The sequence below is a fragment of the Exiguobacterium sp. s160 genome (assembly GCF_018617575.1).
In the GTDB taxonomy this organism is placed as follows: Bacteria; Bacillota; Bacilli; order Exiguobacteriales; family Exiguobacteriaceae; genus Exiguobacterium; species Exiguobacterium aestuarii_A.
The window spans coordinates 382,490-404,885 of sequence record NZ_JACSKK010000002.1; the positions used below are offsets into that span (position 1 = coordinate 382,490).

General features: G+C 47.5%; 26 protein-coding genes. 15 read left to right on the forward strand and 11 right to left on the reverse strand.

Translation table 11 applies throughout. The annotated features are described in order from the left end of the window. Position 1: 1 nt before the first annotated feature. Complete coding sequence (locus tag KNO86_RS07810) at positions 2–619, reverse strand: hypothetical protein (protein ID WP_214694846.1); 618 nt, start codon at positions 617–619, stop codon at positions 2–4. A gap of 182 nt (positions 620–801) precedes the next feature. Between KNO86_RS07810 and KNO86_RS07815 the strand changes: the two genes are divergently transcribed. Beyond that, positions 802–2,580: a solute:sodium symporter family transporter gene (locus tag KNO86_RS07815; RefSeq protein WP_214694848.1), complete on the forward strand. Its 1,779-nt coding sequence runs from the start codon at positions 802–804 to the stop codon at positions 2,578–2,580. Between the two features lie 21 nt (positions 2,581–2,601). On the opposite strand, the gene KNO86_RS07820 is transcribed toward KNO86_RS07815, so the two are convergent. After that, the gene (locus tag KNO86_RS07820) at positions 2,602–3,501 is read right to left on the reverse strand and encodes a GGDEF domain-containing protein (protein WP_214694849.1); all 900 of its coding nucleotides are present in this window, start codon (positions 3,499–3,501) and stop codon (positions 2,602–2,604) included. 147 nt (positions 3,502–3,648) lie between these two features. On the opposite strand from KNO86_RS07820, the gene KNO86_RS07825 reads away from it, so the two are divergent. From KNO86_RS07825 to KNO86_RS07840, 4 genes are all read left to right on the forward strand, one after another. Further along, complete coding sequence (locus KNO86_RS07825; RefSeq protein WP_214694851.1) at positions 3,649–4,689, forward strand: serine hydrolase domain-containing protein; 1,041 nt, start codon at positions 3,649–3,651, stop codon at positions 4,687–4,689. Then, positions 4,686–5,075 carry a GNAT family N-acetyltransferase gene (locus KNO86_RS07830; protein ID WP_214694853.1) on the forward strand — a complete coding sequence of 130 codons (390 nt, stop codon included), beginning with the start codon at positions 4,686–4,688 and terminating at the stop codon, positions 5,073–5,075. The genes KNO86_RS07825 and KNO86_RS07830 overlap by 4 nt, the downstream gene beginning before the upstream one ends. A gap of 11 nt (positions 5,076–5,086) precedes the next feature. Further along, complete coding sequence (locus KNO86_RS07835) at positions 5,087–5,794, forward strand: SDR family NAD(P)-dependent oxidoreductase (protein ID WP_214694855.1); 708 nt, start codon at positions 5,087–5,089, stop codon at positions 5,792–5,794. An 83-nt stretch (positions 5,795–5,877) separates the two neighbouring features. Then, the gene (locus KNO86_RS07840) at positions 5,878–6,087 is read left to right on the forward strand and encodes a hypothetical protein (protein WP_074035574.1); all 210 of its coding nucleotides are present in this window, start codon (positions 5,878–5,880) and stop codon (positions 6,085–6,087) included. Positions 6,088–6,105: 18 nt separating this feature from the next. Here the strand turns inward: KNO86_RS07840 and KNO86_RS07845 are convergent, their stop codons facing one another. Further along, complete coding sequence (locus KNO86_RS07845) at positions 6,106–6,528, reverse strand: hypothetical protein (protein ID WP_074035571.1); 423 nt, start codon at positions 6,526–6,528, stop codon at positions 6,106–6,108. Positions 6,529–6,671: 143 nt separating this feature from the next. On the opposite strand from KNO86_RS07845, the gene KNO86_RS07850 reads away from it, so the two are divergent. Beyond that, a complete protein-coding gene (locus KNO86_RS07850) occupies positions 6,672–7,664 on the forward strand; it encodes an MDR family oxidoreductase (RefSeq protein ID WP_214694857.1) in 993 nt (330 codons plus the stop codon). Positions 7,665–7,731: 67 nt separating this feature from the next. Here KNO86_RS07850 and KNO86_RS07855 read toward each other — a convergent pair whose 3' ends face one another. The 4 genes from KNO86_RS07855 to KNO86_RS07870 all read right to left on the reverse strand — a co-directional run bounded on the left by KNO86_RS07855 (position 7,732) and on the right by KNO86_RS07870 (position 10,214). Beyond that, on the reverse strand, positions 7,732–8,076 hold the full coding sequence (locus KNO86_RS07855) for a YflT domain-containing protein (RefSeq protein WP_214694865.1): 345 nt from the start codon (positions 8,074–8,076) through the stop codon (positions 7,732–7,734). Positions 8,077–8,172: 96 nt separating this feature from the next. Beyond that, the gene (locus tag KNO86_RS07860; RefSeq protein ID WP_214694867.1) at positions 8,173–9,633 is read right to left on the reverse strand and encodes a UDP-N-acetylmuramoyl-L-alanyl-D-glutamate--2,6-diaminopimelate ligase; all 1,461 of its coding nucleotides are present in this window, start codon (positions 9,631–9,633) and stop codon (positions 8,173–8,175) included. A gap of 150 nt (positions 9,634–9,783) precedes the next feature. Further along, entirely contained in the window at positions 9,784–9,984 is a 201-nt protein-coding gene (locus KNO86_RS07865) for a helix-hairpin-helix domain-containing protein (protein WP_214694869.1), read from the reverse strand. Next, entirely contained in the window at positions 9,981–10,214 is a 234-nt protein-coding gene (locus KNO86_RS07870; RefSeq protein WP_214694870.1) for a hypothetical protein, read from the reverse strand. The genes KNO86_RS07865 and KNO86_RS07870 overlap by 4 nt, the downstream gene beginning before the upstream one ends. A gap of 128 nt (positions 10,215–10,342) precedes the next feature. Here KNO86_RS07870 and KNO86_RS07875 point away from each other — a divergent pair, with 128 nt between their 5' ends. Together KNO86_RS07875 and KNO86_RS07880 are read left to right on the forward strand one after the other, a co-directional pair. After that, positions 10,343–10,558: a zinc-ribbon domain-containing protein gene (locus KNO86_RS07875; RefSeq protein WP_214694872.1), complete on the forward strand. Its 216-nt coding sequence runs from the start codon at positions 10,343–10,345 to the stop codon at positions 10,556–10,558. A 156-nt stretch (positions 10,559–10,714) separates the two neighbouring features. Further along, entirely contained in the window at positions 10,715–11,020 is a 306-nt protein-coding gene (locus KNO86_RS07880; RefSeq protein WP_214694874.1) for an RNA polymerase sigma factor, read from the forward strand. On the opposite strand, the gene KNO86_RS07885 is transcribed toward KNO86_RS07880, so the two are convergent. Beyond that, positions 10,966–11,766, reverse strand: a complete 801-nt coding sequence (locus KNO86_RS07885; RefSeq protein ID WP_214694876.1) for an HAD family hydrolase — start codon at positions 11,764–11,766, stop codon at positions 10,966–10,968. The two genes, KNO86_RS07880 and KNO86_RS07885, sit on opposite strands and share 55 nt — an antisense overlap. Before the next feature lie 398 nt (positions 11,767–12,164). Between KNO86_RS07885 and KNO86_RS07890 the strand changes: the two genes are divergently transcribed. The 4 genes from KNO86_RS07890 to KNO86_RS07905 all read left to right on the forward strand — a co-directional run bounded on the left by KNO86_RS07890 (position 12,165) and on the right by KNO86_RS07905 (position 14,618). Then, positions 12,165–12,725 (forward strand): RNA polymerase sigma factor, encoded by a 561-nt coding sequence (locus KNO86_RS07890; protein WP_214694878.1) that lies wholly within the window; start codon positions 12,165–12,167, stop codon positions 12,723–12,725. After that, positions 12,722–13,444 (forward strand): anti-sigma factor, encoded by a 723-nt coding sequence (locus KNO86_RS07895; protein WP_214694885.1) that lies wholly within the window; start codon positions 12,722–12,724, stop codon positions 13,442–13,444. The genes KNO86_RS07890 and KNO86_RS07895 overlap by 4 nt, the downstream gene beginning before the upstream one ends. Before the next feature lie 63 nt (positions 13,445–13,507). After that, entirely contained in the window at positions 13,508–14,413 is a 906-nt protein-coding gene (locus tag KNO86_RS07900; protein WP_214694887.1) for a Gfo/Idh/MocA family protein, read from the forward strand. A 13-nt stretch (positions 14,414–14,426) separates the two neighbouring features. Continuing rightward, on the forward strand, positions 14,427–14,618 hold the full coding sequence (locus KNO86_RS07905) for a hypothetical protein (protein WP_214694888.1): 192 nt from the start codon (positions 14,427–14,429) through the stop codon (positions 14,616–14,618). 43 nt (positions 14,619–14,661) lie between these two features. On the opposite strand, the gene KNO86_RS07910 is transcribed toward KNO86_RS07905, so the two are convergent. Continuing rightward, complete coding sequence (locus KNO86_RS07910) at positions 14,662–15,567, reverse strand: DMT family transporter (protein ID WP_214694890.1); 906 nt, start codon at positions 15,565–15,567, stop codon at positions 14,662–14,664. 324 nt (positions 15,568–15,891) lie between these two features. On the opposite strand from KNO86_RS07910, the gene abc-f reads away from it, so the two are divergent. Beyond that, the gene (gene abc-f / locus KNO86_RS07915; protein WP_214694892.1) at positions 15,892–17,736 is read left to right on the forward strand and encodes a ribosomal protection-like ABC-F family protein; all 1,845 of its coding nucleotides are present in this window, start codon (positions 15,892–15,894) and stop codon (positions 17,734–17,736) included. Positions 17,737–17,753: 17 nt separating this feature from the next. Here the strand turns inward: abc-f and KNO86_RS07920 are convergent, their stop codons facing one another. Next, on the reverse strand, positions 17,754–17,918 hold the full coding sequence (locus tag KNO86_RS07920) for a hypothetical protein (protein ID WP_214694894.1): 165 nt from the start codon (positions 17,916–17,918) through the stop codon (positions 17,754–17,756). Between the two features lie 567 nt (positions 17,919–18,485). Continuing rightward, a complete protein-coding gene (locus tag KNO86_RS07925; protein WP_214694895.1) occupies positions 18,486–19,334 on the reverse strand; it encodes a Cof-type HAD-IIB family hydrolase in 849 nt (282 codons plus the stop codon). A gap of 133 nt (positions 19,335–19,467) precedes the next feature. On the opposite strand from KNO86_RS07925, the gene KNO86_RS07930 reads away from it, so the two are divergent. Further along, the gene (locus KNO86_RS07930; protein ID WP_214694897.1) at positions 19,468–20,982 is read left to right on the forward strand and encodes a glycine betaine uptake BCCT transporter; all 1,515 of its coding nucleotides are present in this window, start codon (positions 19,468–19,470) and stop codon (positions 20,980–20,982) included. A 138-nt stretch (positions 20,983–21,120) separates the two neighbouring features. Beyond that, on the forward strand, positions 21,121–22,395 hold the full coding sequence (gene kynU / locus KNO86_RS07935; RefSeq protein ID WP_214694899.1) for a kynureninase: 1,275 nt from the start codon (positions 21,121–21,123) through the stop codon (positions 22,393–22,395). Position 22,396 lies beyond the last annotated feature (1 nt).

Below are 22,396 nucleotides of genomic sequence, written 5' to 3' on the forward strand. Positions count from 1 at the left end.
ATTAATGAGATTCCTCTAATAGACGTTCTTGGGTCTCGTTAAAAGCTTCAATGTCTTCATCCGTCATCACGTCGTTTTGTTCTGCCATATAAGGGTTGTCTTTCAATAATGTCTCTAGTTTACTCAAGTCAGCACTTCGCCTGCTTTCTTGATACAGATTGGATTCTCCTACCGAAGTCAGTGTCCCCGCCCGATTCACTTTGAAATGTCCTTGTTGTAGACCGACAATTCGATACGCGCTCTCAATCACGGGTCCTTCATATTTTTGTAAATACAAGAGAACGTTTTCTCCTTGTCTGACGAGCCGGTCTTCTTCCATATCGTTTTGTAAGAGGGTGATCGTATCTGTTTGCTTGAGTTCATGACTCACGTCTCGATAGACACGCTGCACGTGAATATCTGATTCAAAGAAAGTAACCGAATGATATTCAAAAGATCTCGGGTGACTGCTGACTTTGCCGACGATGACGACCGGCGAGCGTGTAGCTAAATCGTCTATGTGTCGGAAGCTTTCGGTCACAGCCAAATCACTCGTGTTTCCTTCTTTCAGGATTTCGCTAAACATGACATAACCTGCTACCACTGCAACAGATAATATTCCAATCATCCATTTCCTCAAAGAGATTCCTCCCACCGATTCACCCTATTGAATTTCTAATCGATCACATTGAGAACTTTATTAATTTATGCCTAGCCCATGACTTTTTATCATTCCATCAACATAAGAGGACTACTTTCTTACACTTTAGGGTATTTTCTACAAATAGATTATATAACATAAGTAAGAAGTGAGGGGATTCTATGACGATTCAGCAAGTACTCTACATACTCGTGACTGGTGCTTTGTTCATGGCACTCGTCGCCTACGTCTCATATCGCATGACGCGAGGAAAAGTCGAAAGTGCCGATGATTATTTCTTGGCTGGTCGCGGATTGACGGGCGTCTTCATCGCAGGTTCGCTCCTGTTGACCAACTTGTCTGCTGAACAATTGATTGGTTTGAACGGTCAATCGTTCGCCGGCAATATGTCGGCAATGGCTTGGGAAGTCACGGCCGGGATTGCAGCCATCATCATGGCGCTTTTTTTACTACCGCGTTTTCTTGGCATCGGGATCTCGACCATCCCTGAATTTCTAAGTCAACGATATGACGAGGACGTTCGTCGATTGACCGTCTTATTGTTCTTACTCGGATACATGTGTGTCACGATTCCGTCCATGCTCTATTCTGGCGGATTAGCTGTCCTCCAACTATTCGACGTGCCTGCCCTTCTCGGGATTAGCTTCGAGCAGTCCCTTTGGATTGTCGTCTGGTTCATCGGGATCATTGGGGCGATTTACGCCATCTTCGGTGGGCTTCGCGCGGTCGCCGTTTCCGACACGCTAAACGGAATCGGTCTCATCATCATCGGCTTCCTCGTTCCGACGCTTGGATTCCTCGCATTAGGTGACGGGAATCTGTTGGACGGGATGAAGACGATTGCGACGACGAATCCCGAAAAGTTGAACGCCATTGGCTCCGCCAATGACTCGGTCCCGTTCCTCTCCATTTTTACGGGGATGATTTTTGCGAACTTGTTCTACTGGGCACTCAATCAATACGTGATTCAACGCGCTCTCGGCGCAAAAAACTTGGCAGAAGGACAAAAAGGAGTACTTTTTACGGGTTATTTAAAACTACTTGTTCCCATTTTTATGCTCTTGCCTGGCGTCATCGCCTTCCATTTGTATGGATCGAACGTCGAGAAAGCCGATTTAGCGTATCCGAGCTTGATTGCTGAGCTACTCCCGATGTGGCTCATGGGCTTTTTCCTTGCCGTCTTACTCGGTGCCGTGTTCAGCTCATTTAACTCACTATTAAATAGTATCGCAACGCTATTCGTACTCGATATTTATAAACCGAAGTTCAAACCAGATGCCTCCGATCAAGATTTGATTCGCGTCAGCAAATGGTTTGGCACGTTCGTGGCGCTCGTCTCTTTCTTTGTCGCCCCGAATCTCATGTATGCACCAGACGGGTTATGGGATTTGATTCGTCGTTTTACAGGCTTCTTCAACATCCCAATTCTTGTCATTGTCCTAATCGGTATGCTCGTCAAACGAGTTCCCCCGATTGCTGCGAAGACCGTCGTCGTCTTCCACGTCATTGCTTACTATTTCCTCGTGTGGGGAACGGAGCAATGGTTCGGCGTGGAAATCGGGATTAACTTTATCCATATTTACGGTATTCTCTTCGTCGTCGAGACGGCTATCATGCTCATCTTCGCTCGCGTACGACCGATGCTTCAAGTGAATCCGATTCGAATCGACCTCGGACGAGTCAAACCGTGGCGTCATGCGCTATCGACTTCGATTTTACTTGTCGCTTCGATGATTTTCGTCTATCTCGTCTTTTCACCAATTGGACTTGCCTACGCGGATGGAATTGTTTCCGGATGGTTCGCTCCATTGACGGTTGGACTCATTGCCGTGACGACCCTTCTGATTTGGGCATCTTATCGCTATGGACTCGCACGATATGAACGTTATCTCAATAACTTAGGTGAAGAACCACCTGAAGTAGAGGAAGCGAGTAGTTAACGAAAAAGAGATTTTCTTGAACTAAACGTCAAGAAGATCTCTTTTTTGTTGCTGCTTTTGTTCATACATCGCGTCATCTGCTTCTTGCCAGAGTACTTCGATTGATTCTGGATGAGATGCCCAGGCCAACCCGATGGCCACTGAGATTTCCTCTTCTCGGCATGTCGTTTCAATCTCATGAACCATCTTCTCACATGCCTCTTCTGACATCATCTGAAGAAACAAGACGAACTCGTCTCCTCCAATCCGATAGACAGAGGACTCGATGGTTTGAAGGAGGTTACCGACACGCTTCAATAAACCATCACCGGCAGAGTGTCCTTTCTGATCGTTCATGACTTTCAAGTCATTCACATCGAGTACGATGATTCCGGTGTTTCTCATCCCTTCCGCTTGACCGATTGTCTCTTCAAACGCCCGACGATTGAAGACACCCGTCAAACTGTCATGACGACTTTCATACAGAAGACGCTCACGCTCTGTCATGGCCGCCTCGATGTTCCGAATCACACCTTGCACCGCCACAATCTGACCGTTCTCATAGATCGGGGTCGTATACTCTTCGAACCATACATAAGTCCCTTCATTCGTCCGCCACCGCTGAAGAATTGCTTCTTCATAGTCGACGCGCCCCAACACTTTGTCTAGCAACAATCGCCGATCGTCCGGATGGATTCTGCGGAAACATTCCTGCGCATTCGAATAACTACGTATGACGGTCCCTTCCCCTAGATATAAATCTAAAGAAGGACTAATATACCGAAAACGCCACGTTGGTTTCGTTTCAAAAATATAGATGACATCTTTCGTTTGGTTCCCGAAATGCATGAACGAAAGCGTCTGTGGATGTGGCCGTTGACGCTTATGTAGCCACAAAGCAATCAAACATCCAACGAGTATCCCTAAAAAGAATAGCTTCATTGAATACACTTCCTCTCTGTTCGCACATATCGTACCACGTTCGAGGTCAGACACCTGTCTCAATTCCTGTTATTTGGTAAATGTTTTTTTGAATATTGAGTAAATTTATGGATGGTGCATTTAGACGTGATATAGTCGAAGTACTTGATGACTCAACATTTGGAGGTTCTTTTGCAAAACATCACGCATCTCACATTGGACGAAACATTCTCTGGTGTCTATTCCGTCACCAACCCGGATACGTCCATTCATCAATCCCTTGGCTATGCTAATCGCTCGGAACAGATTCAACATGAAGTCGCAACGAGGTTCGGAATCGCTTCCGGTTGCAAACTGTTCACAGCAATCGCCATTTGTCAGTTAGTCGAACGAGGTCGACTCTCTTTTTCAACTTCACTGGATTCGTTTCAGACATTCGACCTGCCCTACATATCCTCAGAAGTTACAATCCATCAGCTATTAACGCATACGTCGGGCATCCCTGACTATTTTGATGAGTCCATCTCTGACGACTTCGAAGCGTTGTGGCGTGATGTTCCGATGTATCGTCTTCAACAACTACGAGATTTTTTACCGCTATTTCAACAAAAAGCGATGAAGAATGAACCAGGTTCCCGATTCTCCTACAACAATGCCGGGTATATTCTGTTAGGGTTGATTGTCGAAGAAGTGACCGGGCAACCCTTCACCGACTATATCGAACAGTCGATTTTTCAACCTGCTAACATGAGCGATTCCGGATATTTCTCGCTCGATGCCTTACCCGCCAAGACGGCGCTCGGCTATATCGATCATTCGGACGGCTCATGGCGTACGAATCAATATGCGATTCCGGTCAAAGGCGGAGCAGATGGCGGAGCTTATGTGACCGTTCAAGATATGACTCGTTTTTGGGAGGCTTTGTTTTCACATCAACTTCTTGACGCCGCCTCCACGTCCCTACTTCTCACACCACATGTGACGGTCAATGACCGAGGTGGCAGTTATGGATACGGGGTTTGGATTCAGCATCATTCTTCAGGAGACATTTATAAGTACCATGTGATGGGATATGACCCGGGCGTCAGCTTTCATTCCGGGTACTACCCGGAAACTGAGGTCATTTCGGTCGTTTGTTCGAATCAATCAGACGGTGCGTTTGATGTGATGAAGCAAATCGAAGCACAGATTAGAGAGCGAATCGAATGAAGATCCTTGCATATGTCGCATCTGATTTTGAACACATCCAGCAGCTCAATCGTGAGGAAGGTTGGACTCAACTCGTCGAACAGGGAGAGCTGACCCGTGAAGCGTGGCGTCAATCGAACGTCACGTATGTCATGGAGTCTGATAATGGAGAGATTGTCGCCTACTTACGGGGACTGACCGATACGACAGTCAGCTTGTATGTTTGTGAATTGTTGGTCGCTTCCGCCTATCGAAAACAAGGTCTTGGTGAACAACTTCTTCAACATGTCCATGCGCTCTATCCTGACACGCGTCTTGAGATGCTAGCGAGTCAAGCCTCGCACACATATTACAAAAAACTACGATTCCGTCCGTTTTACGGCTTTCGGAAAACGATTCACGAATAGGAGGAATATATATGAAACTCGCACTCGTCACCGGGGCATCACGCGGTCTCGGTCGTGCCATTGCCCAAGAACTCCAAGCTCGAGATTATGACGTAATCGGTCTCTCACGTTCACAGTCTGAAGACGTCACATATGAACAATTACCCATCGACCTCTCAGACGTCTCAGGAATCGAAACGGCCATTCGAGACATCACTTCCCTTTTAGAGAATGCCGATTCGATTCTTCTCGTTCAAAATGCCGCATGGATCGAACCGATTCATCGTGTCGGACAGTTGGATGGGAAGAAAGTGACGGCCCATGTCCATGCCAACCTACTCGCACCGATGCTATTGGCGAACGCGGTCCTCGCTTTCAACAAGCCGACCGATTTGATTCATGTGACGTCTGGCGCGGCCAAACGTCCGATTTCAGGTTGGAGTGCGTATTGCGGCACGAAAGCAGGACTCGACCATTTCACGGAAACGCTAGCACTCGAGCTCGAAGGTACCCCGCATCGAGCGGCACTCTTTAATCCTGGCGTGATGGATACATCGATGCAGGCGGAGATTCGTTCTTCTTCAGAAGAGGCGTTCGCTGACCTCGAACAATTCCGTTCATACGAAACAGAGGGCCGACTCCGCTCTCCCGAGACGGTCGCGCGTGTATTCGTCGAACAATTGATTGACCGCCCTCTTGAAAACGGCAAGACGTACTCGATTTATGACTTAATCAAATAATTTACCTGGTCAAAAATAGAATCACCCTCTTATCGGTAAACCGTCTACACTACTCTCATAGACATGTGAAAGGGTGAATCATGATGAAGACGATTGCCGGAGGATTACTATTATTTGGATTATTTAGTTTGACGATGTCGTTCACGATGATTGGAGATACCGCTGTCGTCGGGGCAATGGTCAGTGGCGTCGCACTATTGTGTAGTGTCGGTCTCTTTTTCGGGTCGACTGAGCTTGCCCGCGTCCGCAGCGATTTGCTTCATGACCAAAAAACGTCTTTCCCATCTGAATGAGGGAAAGACGTTTTTGATTCAATCTTCTTCGTATTCTTCTAATAAATCGTCGACATCATATTCTTCAAAGTCTTCTTCGTCGATAAAGATATCGCGATCGTTCACAACGTGGATTGGACCATTGGCCACATCGATGCGAATCGTCCACGCCCAAGGAATGCGTAACCGGTTATAAACCCCTGTCCAGAACTCCATCGATTCTTGCTCATACTGTTCAAATTCTGTCAGGAGTTCTTTGAACGAAACACCCGTTAATTGGAAGTTTGAGTCTTGGAGCCGTTGAAGCGCATGATGTTTCGCTTCTAATTCGGCCGCTCGGACCATTTCTTCAGCGGTCGCCATCTCGAGGATTGTCCCATCTGGCGGGAGAATATCGTATACGTTGAACAATTCGCCTTCTTCTACTTCTACATCATCAAACTCATAGTCATCGTGCCGCATACTACATTCCTCCTTACGCAATTTGAATCCCCTTTATTGTACCACTCTCTACCCGATTCCCCCTAAAGATTCGTGCATATATTTTATTTGTCACGGGAAAGAATGTTAGAGTGAGAACATCCATAGGAAAAGAGGTTACGCACATGAATGAATCATTCCAAGCACTCGTGCTCGACCAGCATGATGAACACCTTCATGCCGAAGTGAAAGAAGTGAAATCCGACGTCCTTCCGAAAGAAGAAGACGGAAATGTGTTAGTGGAAGTCCACTACTCCGCGTTGAATTATAAAGACGCGCTCGGATTGACGACATCAGGCAAAATCGTAAGCCATTACCCATTTATTCCAGGATGTGAATTTGTCGGGAAAGTAGTCGAATCGGATCATCTGGATATTAAAGTTGGGGACGAAGTCATCGCCACCGGTTTCGGAATCGGGGAGCGTCATTTCGGCGGCTTCAGTCAATACGCCCAAGTGCCAGGTAACTGGCTCGTCAAATTACCGAAAGGGATGAGCATGCGGGACGCCATCGCAATCGGGACTCCGGGACTCACAGCCATGCTTTCCATTGATGCGCTCGAACATGCTGGCGTTCGACCTGGGGAAGAAGTGCTTGTCACAGGCGCGACGGGTGGCGTAGGAAGTTTCGCCATTACGTTACTCCGTCGTCTCGGCTATCATGTCGTCGCCTCGACTGGTAAAACGGATTCACCATACTTACGCTCACTCGGTGTCGAGACCATCATCGACCGAAGCGAATTAGAAGGACCTCCTCGTCCACTGGCTAAACAACGCTTTGATGCTGCGATTGATTCGGTCGGCGGAAACACCCTCGCTAACATCTTGAGCCAAACCCGATACGAAGGTGCTGTCGCCGCATGCGGTCTCGTCGGCGGCGCCGACTTGCCGACGAGTGTCTATCCGTTCATCCTGCGTGGGGTGAAACTGATTGGAATCGACTCGGTTATGCAGCCGATGGCACGCCGTACGAATGCATGGGAACGCCTTGAGGAACTCATTGACACGAAAGTGTTGAATGACATGATCCACGAGATTCCGCTACACGACGTCCCACGTCACGCCGAAGCGATGATGCGTGGCGAATTGAGCGGTCGCACCGTTGTCCGTCTTCGCTAAACACATCAAAAGAGGCTGAATCGCTCGCGATTCAGCCTCTTTTCTCTCTATTCTCCATGGTGTGGAATTAGATGGTAAAGCCAGCCGGTGCGTCTTTCACAACGACGAGCACTTTTCCTTGGTCTAGTTTTTCTTCTAAACGTTCCGACTCTTCTTTCGTAAAACCGAGTTCTTGGAACTCAGCGCGAAGCTCGTCCCCTTTTTTACGGAACATGTTTTTAGCGGCTGTCCCCAAGCCAACATCACTCGCAGAGACGGTGTTCGCATCTGCATTGTCCGCAATACGTTTACTTCTGTCATTGTCATGTGTGATGACATAGATGTTGGACTCATCTACCCCATTTGATTTCATCGATTGAACGGCGGTTACGACTTCTTCATCATTTGTAAATTCTTTGTACAAAACTGACATGTCTATTCTCCTCCTTCAATTCTACTACATTATTATGTATTACCTTCCTCATCATTTTTCACACATTAAAAAACGATGACAACCGTCATCGTTTTGTTAAACGGCAGGTTCCTGCCCTTTTTGTTTTTTCAATTCTTCCAATAAGATATCTGATTCATTGAAGGGAATCGAACGTCGACCGATTCGCTCGATGTGATCGTGTCCTTTACCGACGACCACGACTCTCTTCCCTTTTAATGCCTGCATCGCAGCATGGCGAAGGGCATCTTCTCTCGCTTCAAATGTCACGTACTTCACGTTCGGCTGAATCCCTTTGACTAAATCTTCAATGATTTGTTTCGGATCCTCCATTCGAACATCATGTACAGTGACAATCACGTCATCTGAATATTGACTCGCAATTCGTCCCATATCTTGACGTTTCGTCGGGTCACGGTCTCCTGCCGCACTTAAGACGACGACAAGAGATCGGTCGTCTTGTTGTAACGTAGATAAGCATTTCTCTAGACCGTCCGGAGTGTGTGCGTAATCAATAAAAATTTCAGCATCTTCTGTATCGAGACGTTCGAGACGTCCTTTTGGCAACGTGAGTCCCGGTACGTTCGAGACAATCGTTCGAAGTGCCATATCAGAAGTGGAGACAAGTCCGATTGCAGCTGCCAAATTCGACGCATTGAATGCGCCCATAAACCGGACGGGAACTTCTAGCTTAAATTCTTTCATATGAACAAGAACCGTATCTTCACGCCAGATGACTTGAATGTCGGCCTCTATTTGCTCTGATGTACTATACATAATGGTTTGGCGTGTCGGTGCAAACTCGGACATGACTCGGCTCGCCTTGTCTTCCGCGTTTAACACGATTGCGTCTCCATTCGTCACTTCTATCTGTTCAAACAATCGTGCTTTTGCACGAGCATATTCATCCATCGAACGATGGTAATCTAAATGATCATGCGTCAAATTCGTAAATGCGGCCGCATGAAAGTGAATTCCGGCCACACGTCCCTCCATCAATGCATGAGATGACACTTCAAGTACACAGTCTGTGACACCTGCATCGACCATATCCGCTAAAATACGATGTAAGACGACGGCTTCCGGGGTCGTATTGGCCGTCTCAATCGTTTGATTGTGGAAACGGGCACCGATTGTACTGACAATCCCTGCACGAAGTCCAGAGAGACGCAATAAATCATATGTCAATGTCGCTGTCGTTGTTTTTCCATTCGTTCCTGTCACACCATATATACGCATCCGATGAGACGGATGATCATAAAAAGTACTCGCAACCGCTCCTGCTGTCTGCTTCGTATCGGCAACAACCACATTCGGTACGTCGAGATCGAGTGGATATTCTGAGATGACCGCACTCGCACCATTGGTCACGGCGTCTTCGGCAAACTTGTGCCCGTCAACCGTATAGCCACGAATGCAAATAAAGACATTCCCTGAACTGACCTTTCTGGAATCCGTTTCGACTCCGGTCACCCATGGATCAAGCTTTATGTCATCCATCTCATTTTGTAAAATGGCGGATAAACGTTTCGTTCTCATGCTGTGTACGTCCTTTCTCATGGGTGTCGCTAGGTGTATAAACCTTATCGTCATGTTACTAGATTTTAACGGCAATTGAGATGACAAATATATTACTTCCCGTTTTCAATGAAAAGCAATCACTGCATGAAAAAAACCTAGACGTTTCATTCACGTACTAGGTTTCTCTTCCTTAAATGCTAGATGATATTTGGTTAACTCGTTTTGCAGGACGTGGATGACATTGGGACCAATGCCATGCCAACTCTCTACTTCGCGACGCGTATAAAGAGCCAAGTCATCTAAGGAATCGACTCCTTTTGACGTCAAAGCTCTTTTGGCTGGTGCAGCTAATCTCGGTAAGGCAATCATCCAATTTCCACCTTCCGCTTTCTAAATCGTTCGTTGATGGGAAGACAGGCAAGAACTTGTTCGATTCGAAATGTTCGTCTGGCCCGTTTATTCAAATCCCACGCCACGACATGTTCTCCCTGCACTTTCATCAATTTGACCCGCCGCTTTGAAAACACTCCATGTCGATCCACATATACCATTTCTGTGACCAGACCCGAACGCATCCATCGTAACAATTCTTCTCTCATCCTGTTTTCCCCTCCTTTTATTTAGTATAAGTATACAGAACATTTGTTCTCATTTCTATTGATAAGCTGTTCGCATATGTAAATTTCGATTATGATGGAAGAAATTCAACAGGAAAGGAAAGAAGACGATGACCTACGTTTTATTACTCGTTTTAGCGGCCTTTTTATTCGGTGCGATGATTTTCGCTGCACTGGCATTACCAAATCTTCGCAACATTTTATTCAATCGCGGCACCCTGTTCAATCAACAGAGTGAGACCGTCACTTGCCCGAAGTGCAAAACGTCATTTAAACGCGCGCCGGGAGATGCGCAGACGTGTCCGAATTGTTATCACACGTTTTGAATCGTTGAGGGGTATTGCATATTCGACCGCTATTTTTCATATTCCTTGGTTTGAATGAGAGCAAATGAGTGAAAGAACAGAAAGGATGCTTTATCTGAGTAAAGTTCCTGATTCTTTCATCGTTGATCCCTTCACTCCATGCGAAAGGAGTTGCATATGCTTCCTACACTCGACGAGCGCCTAATCGATCAAATTCGTTTAAAAAATCGACAAGCCCTAGAACACTTATATGCCCGTTATGAAAACTTACTCTATCGATACGCACTTCATTTAAATAACCGCCCTGCAACTGCAGAAGCGGCTTTGACTGATTTATTTTGTCGTGTCTGGCAACAACGTCTCAAATTTGAACCTCATACAGAAACCGTTCGTGAAACCCTGATCCGTTCTTTAGAACACATCATTTATCAGATGAACGAAGAAACATCCGCTTCGAGCACTTCTAAAATACCTTCCGCATAAGGTTTTTTTGTCACCTTTGAATATAACCGTTTCGCCTGTTCGGTCGCGTTGTTCACCAAGTATCCGTTCCCCACATGTGCCAACATGTTTAGGTCATTCCCGCTGTCTCCAAAAGCATATGTATCTTCTCGTACAAAAGAAGAAGTGGCACATACATATTTAATACTTGAGACTTTCCCGGCATGGATCGGGTAAAAATCGATATCAAATGCATCAGCCGGATCACCTGCGTTCGGATTACATTGACTGATATTGACTGCGATGCCAGCTGAATCTGTCAGCATGCGAAGCGTTTCTTTCCATGAACCAACTTGGTCGCGGACATAGTAACTTCGAATCCAAGGACTCATCTCATTCCCCGGCTGTTCATCTAATTGAATACGCATCTGGTCAGTCTGTGACACAATACGTTCCACACGTGATACAAAATCGCTCGGAAATAGTTCTTGATAGACCTTATCCTCAATGAACGTTCCGTCCGTCTCGATTCGATATAATTCTGTGCCGAGACTCGAAGCAATCCGATGAGGCCAAAAGCGAAGATTCGCTCGCTCTACTTTCTCGTGCAACGATTCAAGAGAACTACCCGTCACCCACATCGTCGACACGTGTGACGAATGTCGTTCCAGAAAATCCTCGAGTTGACGGACGGAGGCTAGTTGGTCATCAGAACACGCATGTGGAAAGTAGGTCTCATCAAAGTCAAAACAAACGAGTGTACGCCCCTCGTGTGTAAATCGTCTCATTCTATCGTCTCCTTATCGTTTTCTCTTTCTCCTATAGTACAATGAAACAAAGGAGGCATCTTATGATTCAACGAATCTCTCAAGCCTATTGCCAAATGAGTAGCCTGATCACAGGATGTTTCATTGTATTTGCTTTTCTTTTTGGCATCCGCTCATATTTCTTTTGGGCGGCAGTAAGCTCTTCCTTAATCGCAATCGGATTGATGCTAATGACATCCATTGGATTAAGTGTCATTAGCTATATCCTTTCAGAAAAATTACGCTTGTTCATTTATACAAAGCTTCCAGTCCAGACAACAACATGTTCAATAAATCGTCACACAAAATAGTCATCCATTTTTCTGTTTTGTACGTTAGATCAATACAAGGGACATCCCTTCTGCGCAAAGGAGTATGTTATGACTGATTTAGAGTTATATGAGCGTGTCCGGCAAAAAGACAAAGAAGCGCTCGAAATATTGTATGATCGGTATGAACGAATTCTATATGCTTTTGTTTTACAGCTGACAAAGGATCGCGACTTAGCCGAAGAAGCCATGCAAGAAGTTTTTATCAAGTTGTGGCGCGGCGGTGGCGTCTATGATGATTCGAAAGGCAAGTTCAGGTCTTGGCTCTTTACGATGAGCCGTCACGTGGCCATCGACTTGATTCGAAAGCGTAAACCTGATTTACAACTAGACGAATCGTACGCCGAAGCCATTCCTTCTGATTCACCATCCGTTGAAAAGGAAGTGGAGTGGCAAGAAGAACGCGCTCAAATCGAGACGGCCATGGCGACACTGCCGGCCGAACAACAGCAAGTCGTCCGACTCATGTACTTCCAAGGGCTCAGTCAGCAAAAGATTGCTGATGCATGTGGTATCCCGCTTGGTACAGTGAAAGGAAGGATTCGACTGGCGCTGAAGCAACTGAGGAAACAGTTATCCCATGAATTCATCGGAAAGGAGGTAGAACAATGAACGCATGCGACCAATTGATTGACTATTTCAACCAACATCTATCGGAAGATGAACGAGAGAAATTCGAACAACACTTAGCATCGTGTAAAGATTGTCAAGAAGAGCTCGAGCAACTCGAAGCACTTGTCGGTGGCGTCGCGTTCTTGTCTACTCCGATTGAACCACCCCGAGGCATGAAAGCACGTGTCCTCGATCGTGTATTCGAAGAAGAAGACAACGAACCCGTCACATCGCCCGTGACATCCGAATCCGCTCCACCCGTCACACCTTTCAAACAGAAACGAGAACGAAACGTACCTGTTTGGGGAATGGTTGCGCTCGCGGCGGCGCTCCTGCTCTCTTTGATCGGAAACGGGTATCTGCTTACCAATCAATCCGATTCACCTGGCATCGCGTTGACTGAAACCATTCCACTTGAAGGTGAATCCGAAGGGACTGCTTATCTCGCAGAACAGGATGGTACAACACAATTGATTGTTCAAACGAACGGCTTAGGCTCACTCGATGACAATGAAGTGTACCAAGTGTGGCTGTTAAAAGATAATGCCCCAATCCCGACTGGTGCCTTCGTCACAGACGATAAGGGTAACGGGACGGTCATCTATACGCTCGACTCGGATGAAGTCGACGTCGACTGGGATACAGTCGCCGTCACAAAAGAACCGAATCGTGGCAACGAGACACCACAAGGTGAAATGGTCTTAAGCGCAAGTTTATAATTCCCTAACCGGACGCATCTGCCGTCCGGTTTTTTGTTATGATGGACCAAAGGAGTGAATGGGATGCAAAAACCTAAAATCGGGATTGTCGGACTCGGAAACATCGCCCAAAAAGCGTATTTACCGATTCTCGCGAACCACCCCCTAATTGACATTGTCGGTGCATTTTCTCCGAATACATCGAAGCGAGAAAAGATTTGCCAAACGTATCGGATGACCTCGTTCGACACGTTAGAGAACCTCGCCTCATCGGTCGATGCGGCATTCGTACATAGTTCGACTGAAACCCATTATGACGTTGTCTCGTATTTACTAGAACGCGGGGTCGACATTTACGTGGATAAACCCCTCGCTGCAACATTGGATGAGGCGGAACAACTCGTCGAACTAGCCGAGCGACTCGGTCGCAAATTGATGGTCGGGTTCAATCGACGCTTTGCCCCGATGTATAGACGTCTCCAACAAGAATCGCCCTCACATATGATCGATGTGGTGAAACACCGGGAGAACGGTGTCGGTCCACAGGATGCGATGTTCATCCTACTCGATGATTATCTGCATGTCGTTGATACGTTACGCTTCCTCGCCGGAAATGAGCTTCGACTCGTCTCAGGTCAACTCGAGGTCAATGACAAACAAGAACTTCGCTTCGCCCGTCATGTATGGCAAGACGAGCACGGAATGCATACGACATCGATGCATCGCTCGGCCGGGGCGAACCATGAGCACGTCTCCATCGTCCGTGACGGAGAACGACTATCCGTTGACGAGATGGTCACGCTACATCGCTTCAAAGATGGACGACATGGAATGGAGACGTTCGGATCGTGGGACCCGACACTCACCCAACGTGGTTTCCAAGAGGCGATTGACCACTTCATTTCAGCGCTCATCGATGATACACCCATTCAAACAGACGGTCGTGTTGCGCTTGAGACACAGCGACTTGTCACAAAATGTTTCGAGTAAAGGAGGGAAACACATGGATTTCTTTTTCTACGTTATGGTCATGGTAATCGTCGTTTCGTCGGTCGGTGCCAATACGATTATCAAAACGAGAGAAGCTCGTGTCGAAGAACGTCGCCTGAAAATCGAAGAAGAGAAACTCGCCATTCAACGTCTTGAACTTGAAATGAAACGCGAACAAGACAAGCTCGATCATCATGGATTTTAATAAAAGCGGTCGCCCTCTAAACATGAGGGCGACCGCTTTGTCGTCAAAGATTGCGTTCTGAAATGGGCAGTTGTTGTCGCCGTTCTGCGAGCGTCGACCACGTCACGGCTGTCATGATACAACCGGCACCGATAAAGAAATTCAGATGGAGCGTCTCATTCAAGACGAGCCACCCGAGCGTCCCTCCGACCAAAGGCTGGAAGAAGAAAAAGAGTGACCCGACACTAGCATCCATCAACTCAAGTCCTTTGTTCCAAAAGAAGAACGCCCCTGCCGTCGACACGACACCGATATACAGGACACTGAGCCAAAGGACACCATTCAATTCCGGAAAGCCGTTTTGGTTTTGCATGACCTCCATACTCATCAAAGGAGTCATCAACAACCAGGCGACTCCAATCGCAAACGTCGTCAGTGTCAACGTCGATAAGGTCTGTGTCCCGATTTTCACGTAGATGGACATGAGCGCCCACGTCACGGCGGCTAATACGAGTATAAAACTACCTAAACGATACGTCCCTTCCCCTTCCCAACCGACCACAATGAGAACACCCACCGTCGCCAGTCCGAGCGCACCTACTTTGACTGGAGTTAATCTCTCCTTCAATAGGATTCGAGCGAATAAGACCATGAACGCCGGCGTCGCTGCGGTCACGAGCGATCCGGTATGCGCATCCGATAGCTTCGTCCCGATAAATTGAAACGAAATCGAAGCGACGTACCCGATGACACCGACGAGTCCAATCCATTTCCAATCTGTCCGTCGAATCCGCTCCCGTCCAAACCGAAGCCAGACAACGAATAGGACCATAAATGCAACAGCATATCGTAGCCAGACAAACGTGAACGGTTCAATATAAGCGAGCGCATACTTACTGACCACATACATCCCGCCCCATATACTCGCCGCAAGTGTCAAACTGAGTGCTCCTAGCCATTCTTTCCTCATGCTCTCGCCTCCTCAATGGCGACTATATACGACGTCCTTGTGTCCATTTCCTTTATTTTCATTGTCAGTCTCAAGAAAAACGCTTACAATCAAGACATAGATGAATGAAAGGAGGGAGAAAGGTGAAATTTGTCGGACGTACGCATTGGACAACTGAACATTTGTACATTTTGCGTGCGATTTTTCACGATGTCGCTTAATCAAGGGACCCGTCTGTCCTTTTTTAGACATTGCTGAATATACGACAAAGCGCCTCTCTCTCTAAACCGAGCGCTTCTTTGCGCTCGGTTTTTTGATAGGCCCTGATCTCAGGAGGAACCTATTATGTTAATCGATTTACAACACATTCAAAAACAATACGGTGGTCACGCCGTTCTCACAGATGCGAATTTAATGATCAATGAACGCGAACGAGTCGGCCTCGTCGGTCGGAACGGCAGCGGTAAAACGACACTACTACGCATGATCGTCGGCTCTGAAGAGCATGACGCCGGAACGATTTACCGTCGGCAGCGACTCTCTATCGGCTATTTGGTTCAGCTTCCTGACTATCCAGGAAACAGTGGACGCGATGTCCTCCAGACCGCTTTCGAGGAAGTCCTTCGCCTTCGCGATAAGATGTCTCGCCTCGAGGAAGAGATGGCGACGACCGAACAGCTCGAACGTCTTCTCGAAACATACGGGACGACCCAAGCGCAATTCGAACATGCGGGCGGCTACGTCTACGAGTCAAAAATCAATGCGATGATTGACGGGTTGAAGCTGACCTCATTCGTGGACCAACCGTTCGATACGTTGAGCGGCGGGGAACGTACAAAAATAGGCCTCGCCTTGGCGCTTCTTCAAGAGCCAGACCTACTCATTTTGGATGAACCAACGAACCATCTGGATTTAGAAGCGATGACGTGGCTCGAATCCTATTTACAGGATTACGATTCAGCGCTCCTGATTGTGTCCCACGACCGTGTCTTCTTGGATGCGGTCGCCACGCGAATCGTCGAGTGTGAAGACGGCGAATTGACGAGTTATCCCGGAAACTATACCGATTTCGTCGCCCAAAAAGAAAAACAATTGCTCGATCAGTTCCATGCCTATACCGAGCAACAAAAGAAGATTAAAAAGATGAAAGAAACGATTCGGCAGTTACGGCAATGGGCCAACGAAGGCAATCCACCGAATGAAAAGTTCTATCGTCGCGCTAAATCGATGGAAAAGGCTCTCGAACGAATCGAGCGGATCAAGAAACCACAACTCGAAGCCGACCAACCGAACATCCACTTCACAACGAACGGACGGACCGGGCGCGACGTCTTCGAAGTGAGTGACGTGACACTCGCCTATGATCGTCCTCTATTTGAAGACGTGCATTTTTACACGGGGCACGGGGAACGCGTCGCCATCGTCGGACCGAACGGGAGCGGGAAGTCTTCGCTGTTGAAGATATTGCTCGATCAAGTCGTACCGCAAGCCGGAACTGTGAGGCGAGCCGACCAAGCCAAAATCGGTTATTTATCGCAACACATCACGTTTGATGAGTCGCATCGATTAATTGAAGCATTCCGAGACCGAATCGCGGTCGATGAAGGAAAAGCGAGACACCTCCTTGCTCAGTTTTTGTTCTACGGACCGAGTGTGTTCAAACCTGTCTCGAATTTAAGCGGCGGTGAGAAGATGCGCCTCATGCTTGCAATCCTCGTCCATGAAGAAATCAATGTCCTCGTCTTAGACGAGCCGACAAACCACCTTGATATCGAATCGAGAGAGGCACTTGAAGAAGCGCTCGAACGTTTCCCTGGAACGGTCGTTACCGTCTCCCATGACCGCTACTTCTTAAATAAATTGTTCCCCATCACGTATTGGCTTGACAGGACGATGACGCGGTTTGAAGGCAACGTCGCCTATGCCCTCGACAAACGTGGACAGGAATCGAAAGATGAACCTATAACGGAACACGTTAAACCATCGAAATCGGTGAAGCAGACGAAATCTACTCCATCTACGATTGATGAAGAAGCTCACCTGACCCGATTAGAAGCAGAGCATCAGGCACTGCTCCAACGGATGAATGAATTGGATGACCTTGATGAATTGATGGCGCTACAACAACAAGTTGATGCACTGCAAGAAGAAATCGATGACGTGATGACACGTTTACTCGAATCTTTATAAAAAGAAGCGGCACCCAATCAAGGGCGTCGCTTCTTTTGCTCAAATCGAGTCTGTATGAGATAGCCGATGACCGCGATGGCCATCAACCCAATCGGGAATATGCGATAAAGACCTTCCATCGTTCCCGTGGTCAAAAGAATCATTCCACTCAAGAACGTCCCAAACCAATATAGCTTTGGCATATGATCCCTCCATCGGTTGCATTCACTCAATAGGATACCACAAGAAAAGCGCCCTCACCCGGCGCTTTTCTTGATTCTCTAGTCCCCGGACTTTCATCCAACCAAGCTCCGCTCGATTGACCGTCCCATCTGTGATTTGGTTCGACTAGAGATGTCCAAGCCAACGTGACGCATCATTCGAATCAGTTCATCGTCCATTGGTTCACCAATCGTTTTTCATTACATAAAATGAAATCGAACAGGTGACTCGTAGACATTTTGATTGAATGGGCACGATAGACTTGGCACCTATACTGTCCACTTCTGGCGCGGATCATGTGGAATTCCTTATACAAACAGTCTGTCTGGTATGCTTGATCGTATGGCAAGCAGAGGCCGACGCATCATCGTTTGGAATACACGATTCACGCTCACATGGACTTTCCCATCCGCTTTCTGCGATCAGCTACAGGTGACGAAAGTGCCTCCCCGTTCCCCGACTCATTTCAGAAAGTGAATGGTTACATGTATACAATATCCGTTTTAAGCGAGATTCAATCCTCGTTCACGATTTCTCCATAATCCAATTTATACATAATGCGCCAACGCGTAAGCGACCCCGTCCTCTTCCACATCTTTGGTAATATGTGTGCTCAAATCTTTTAGCGAATCCACGGCATTTCCCATCGCAATCCTTGTCTCTGCTACTTCAAACATCGATACATCATTCAAATTGTCTCCGATGGCAACGACATCATGCATGGCAATCTGATAATGCTCCGCTAGCTGTTTTAGCGCCGCTCCTTTACTTGCATGAGGATGTCCAATCTCAATTTTCGTCCAACCCGCTGTCGTGATCAAAATGTCGTTCCGTGGTTCATAAACTTTGCGCAAGCGGTGTAGTTTTCGGCGATCGAACGAGTAGACAAACACCTTGTACACTTCATCTCGTTCAAAGTCGATGTCTTCCATCGAGTCCATGTACGTCAGACCAAACTGTTCATTTTGAATTTCAATCTCACGTTCTGCCCATTCCCGACTAAATGATTGATCGTGCGGCAACACTTCATCGAGTTCCCGCTTTAATAAATCGCTTCCCGAACGAAGCACCTTCACTCCCGCATTCGTATAAAATTCGACGTACGCATCGTCCGCTTTTGCGATTTCCCATAGTTCATTTACAATTGTCTGGTCCATCGCATGATAGTAAATTCGCTCGTTCTCATAAAAGCCGATTGCTCCGTTACCTGACAAAATCGGACAGACGAGGTCACTTCGCTTCAACAGTTCTTCGATATCATGAATCGAACGTCCTGAACAAATGGCGACGATATCATCATTTTCTTGTCGACGACGAATCGCTTCCTGGTTCGCCTCTGTAATCACACCCGTGCGCGATAACAGCGTCCCGTCTAAATCAATCGCAATCAATTTCATAGCATTTCCTCCTCTTTGGTTCTTTTCCCGATTCAACTATACAAAACACGATAAAACGCGCTTCCTGTTTGCAACGTGAAGATTAGGGAATCGTTTATTAGTCCTACATAATATTTTTTGAAAGGAGACATCTATGAAAGATTCTACACAAAAGCCACGTTTGAATCGCGTCTTTTACATTTCAGCAAGTTTGATCGCCTTACTCGTTCTATTCGGAGCGATTGCACCAACGACATTCGCTTCAATCGCAGGATCCATTTTTAACTTTACGACTCGCTCGTTCGGTTGGTTCTATTTACTTTCCGTGTTCTTGTTTGTGCTCTTTTTAGTCTTTTTAGCGTTTAGTAAATACGGAAAAATTCGTCTCGGGAAAGATGACGATCGCCCTCAATATCCGTTCTTCACTTGGATCGGCATGTTATTCTCCGCCGGATTCGGTGTCGGACTCGTCTTTTGGGGTGTTGCCGAGCCGATGAGTCATTTCTTCACGCCACCGTACGCGGATACGGAGCCACTGACGGTTGAGGGAGCACGTCTTGCGATGGCCTATTCGTTCTTCCATTGGGGTGTCAGTCAGTGGTCTGTTTTTGCGATTGTCGGACTGATCATCGCCTACTTCCAGTTCCGTCGTAATGCGGACGGACTCATCTCGACTAGCCTTTCACCGCTTATAAAAGAGCGACCGTACAAACAACCGTTGAACCAGACGATTGATATTTTAGCGGTCATCGCCACTGTCATGGGTGTCGCGACGTCACTTGGTTTAGGTGTTCTTCAAATCAATGGCGGACTGAACAGTGTATTCGGGCTCCCGAACACCGCTTGGATGCAAGTCGCCATCATCGTCGTCTTGACAGCCCTCTTTTTAACATCGACGACGACAGGGCTCGATCGCGGCATCAAGTGGTTGAGTAATATTAATTTAGGGACCGCACTCGTGTTGATGGTGTTTGTCTTCTTTGCCGGTCCAACCATCTTCATCCTAGAGACCCTCACCCTTGGCTTAGGTGACTACTTACAAAATTTCATTCGCTATAGTCTGCGTCTACAACCGTATCAGCAAGGGACGTGGGTCCGAGATTGGACGATCTTTTATTGGGCGTGGGCCATCGCTTGGTCACCGTTCGTCGGAGCATTCGTCGCACGTGTCTCACGAGGACGCACCATTCGTGAGTTCATCGTCGGGGTCCTCATCGTTCCTCCGTTCATCGCACTCTTATGGATTGCCGTGTTTGGCGGCACTGCCCTCCATTTAGATTTGTTCGAAGGAACTTCCATCGCCGAAGCCGTCAATGCGGACGTGACGAGCGCGTTGTTTGTGACGTTTGCCGAGCTGCCGTTCAGCTTCATCCTGTCCGTCTTGTCGATTCTCTTGATTTTGACGTTCTTGATCACGTCGGCCGATTCTGCTACCTATATCATCAGTAGTATGACGACAAACGGAAGCTTGAATCCTCCCCTCCCCGTTCGAATCGCCTGGGGTGTTCTGTTAGGAGGAATCGCCGCCGTCCTGTTGATCGCGAGCGGCTTAGAAGGACTTCAAACCGCATCGTTGATTTCCGCCTTGCCGTTTACCATCATCCTTTTGTTGATGGTCTTCACACTATTCAAGTTACTCCGACAAGAGAATGTTCGAAAAATAAAATAAGCTACACTCCTAAACGCTCAAGATTACGCTTGAGCGTTTTTTAGTTTGACTCGCCGACACCTCGTTGTTTGTTGACTTCCTCATGACCGATTGCTACGATTTTGACAACGTACACAGCATGAAGGGGGAAATGGGGATATGAACGATTTCACACGTGCTTACGCACAACAACTAGACAAACAAGACCCGCTCGCATCTTATCGGGAAGAATTTTATTTACCGGGAGACGGGATTTATATGGATGGGAATTCACTCGGTCTCTTATCGAAACGAGCCGAGCGCACGCTCCTTGAATCACTTGCGGACTGGAAAGAGCTCGGGATTGACGGCTGGATGTCCGGTCGTCATCCTTGGTTCAACTTGTCCGAAGAGTTGGCCGCACTGAATGCGCCGCTCATCGGTGGAAAGCCAGAAGAAGTGATGGTCACCGGCTCGACGACGGTGAACTTGCATCAACTCGTTGCTTCGTTCTTTAAACCAGAAGGAAAACGCACGAAAATTTTGGCAGATGCCCTCACATTTCCGTCTGACATTTACGCTTTGAAAAGTCAGCTCGAACTGCGCGGACTCGACCCTTCGGAGCACCTCGTTCAAGTAGGCAGTCCGGATGGGCGCTTCTTAGTAGAAAACGACTTGATTGCTGCGATGACCGACGAGATTGCCCTGATCGTATTGCCGACTGTCCTCTATCGGAGCGGTCAGATTTTAGACATGCCGCGCCTGACGAAAGCGGCGCACGAGCGTGGTATTTTAATCGGATTTGATGCTTGTCATTCCGTCGGTGCCATCCCTCACGACTTCCACGACTGGGGTGTCGACTTCGCTTACTGGTGCAACTATAAACATTTGAACGGTGGTCCGGGAACGGTCGGCGGCTTATTCGTACATGAACGTCACTTCGGCACGACACCAGGACTCGCTGGATGGTTCGGTTCACGCAAAGACAAACAGTTCGATATGGACCATACGATGACACCGGCTGAACATGCCGGTGCTTTCCAAATCGGGACGCCACATGTCATGAGCCTCGCTCCGCAGCTTGGTGCCCTCGAGATGTTTAACGAGGTCGGGATGGAAGCGATTCGTCAAAAATCACTCACGCTCACGACATATATGATGGAGTTGATTGAAGACATGCTTGCACCACACGGGTTCTTCATCGGAAGCCCGACAGACACACGTCAACGCGGTGCCCACTTGAGCCTCGAGCACCCTGAGGCGGCACGCATCTGTAAAGCATTGAAAAAACATCACATCATCCCTGACTTCCGGGCACCGAACATCATCCGTCTCGCACCGGTCGCATTGTATAACACGTTTACCGACGTGTATGACGTGATTGTGACGTTGAAGAAAATCATGGATGACAAAGAATATGAGGCGTTCGAGAACGTCCGCGAAGTGGTCGCATAAG

Coding starts and splice junctions, on each gene's coding strand:
- KNO86_RS07815 (WP_214694848.1), top strand. CDS start 802: ATGACGATTCAGCAAGTACTCTACATACTCGTGACTGGTGCTTTGTTC.
- KNO86_RS07820 (WP_214694849.1), bottom strand. CDS start 3,501: ATGAAGCTATTCTTTTTAGGGATACTCGTTGGATGTTTGATTGCTTTG.
- KNO86_RS07825 (WP_214694851.1), top strand. CDS start 3,649: ATGACTCAACATTTGGAGGTTCTTTTGCAAAACATCACGCATCTCACA.
- KNO86_RS07830 (WP_214694853.1), top strand. CDS start 4,686: ATGAAGATCCTTGCATATGTCGCATCTGATTTTGAACACATCCAGCAG.
- KNO86_RS07835 (WP_214694855.1), top strand. CDS start 5,087: ATGAAACTCGCACTCGTCACCGGGGCATCACGCGGTCTCGGTCGTGCC.
- KNO86_RS07840 (WP_074035574.1), top strand. CDS start 5,878: ATGAAGACGATTGCCGGAGGATTACTATTATTTGGATTATTTAGTTTG.
- KNO86_RS07845 (WP_074035571.1), bottom strand. CDS start 6,528: ATGCGGCACGATGACTATGAGTTTGATGATGTAGAAGTAGAAGAAGGC.
- KNO86_RS07850 (WP_214694857.1), top strand. CDS start 6,672: ATGAATGAATCATTCCAAGCACTCGTGCTCGACCAGCATGATGAACAC.
- KNO86_RS07855 (WP_214694865.1), bottom strand. CDS start 8,076: ATGTCAGTTTTGTACAAAGAATTTACAAATGATGAAGAAGTCGTAACC.
- KNO86_RS07860 (WP_214694867.1), bottom strand. CDS start 9,633: ATGAGAACGAAACGTTTATCCGCCATTTTACAAAATGAGATGGATGAC.
- KNO86_RS07865 (WP_214694869.1), bottom strand. CDS start 9,984: ATGATTGCCTTACCGAGATTAGCTGCACCAGCCAAAAGAGCTTTGACG.
- KNO86_RS07870 (WP_214694870.1), bottom strand. CDS start 10,214: ATGAGAGAAGAATTGTTACGATGGATGCGTTCGGGTCTGGTCACAGAA.
- KNO86_RS07875 (WP_214694872.1), top strand. CDS start 10,343: ATGACCTACGTTTTATTACTCGTTTTAGCGGCCTTTTTATTCGGTGCG.
- KNO86_RS07880 (WP_214694874.1), top strand. CDS start 10,715: ATGCTTCCTACACTCGACGAGCGCCTAATCGATCAAATTCGTTTAAAA.
- KNO86_RS07885 (WP_214694876.1), bottom strand. CDS start 11,766: ATGAGACGATTTACACACGAGGGGCGTACACTCGTTTGTTTTGACTTT.
- KNO86_RS07890 (WP_214694878.1), top strand. CDS start 12,165: ATGACTGATTTAGAGTTATATGAGCGTGTCCGGCAAAAAGACAAAGAA.
- KNO86_RS07895 (WP_214694885.1), top strand. CDS start 12,722: ATGAACGCATGCGACCAATTGATTGACTATTTCAACCAACATCTATCG.
- KNO86_RS07900 (WP_214694887.1), top strand. CDS start 13,508: ATGCAAAAACCTAAAATCGGGATTGTCGGACTCGGAAACATCGCCCAA.
- KNO86_RS07905 (WP_214694888.1), top strand. CDS start 14,427: ATGGATTTCTTTTTCTACGTTATGGTCATGGTAATCGTCGTTTCGTCG.
- KNO86_RS07910 (WP_214694890.1), bottom strand. CDS start 15,567: ATGAGGAAAGAATGGCTAGGAGCACTCAGTTTGACACTTGCGGCGAGT.
- abc-f (WP_214694892.1), top strand. CDS start 15,892: ATGTTAATCGATTTACAACACATTCAAAAACAATACGGTGGTCACGCC.
- KNO86_RS07920 (WP_214694894.1), bottom strand. CDS start 17,918: ATGCCAAAGCTATATTGGTTTGGGACGTTCTTGAGTGGAATGATTCTT.
- KNO86_RS07925 (WP_214694895.1), bottom strand. CDS start 19,334: ATGAAATTGATTGCGATTGATTTAGACGGGACGCTGTTATCGCGCACG.
- KNO86_RS07930 (WP_214694897.1), top strand. CDS start 19,468: ATGAAAGATTCTACACAAAAGCCACGTTTGAATCGCGTCTTTTACATT.
- kynU (WP_214694899.1), top strand. CDS start 21,121: ATGAACGATTTCACACGTGCTTACGCACAACAACTAGACAAACAAGAC.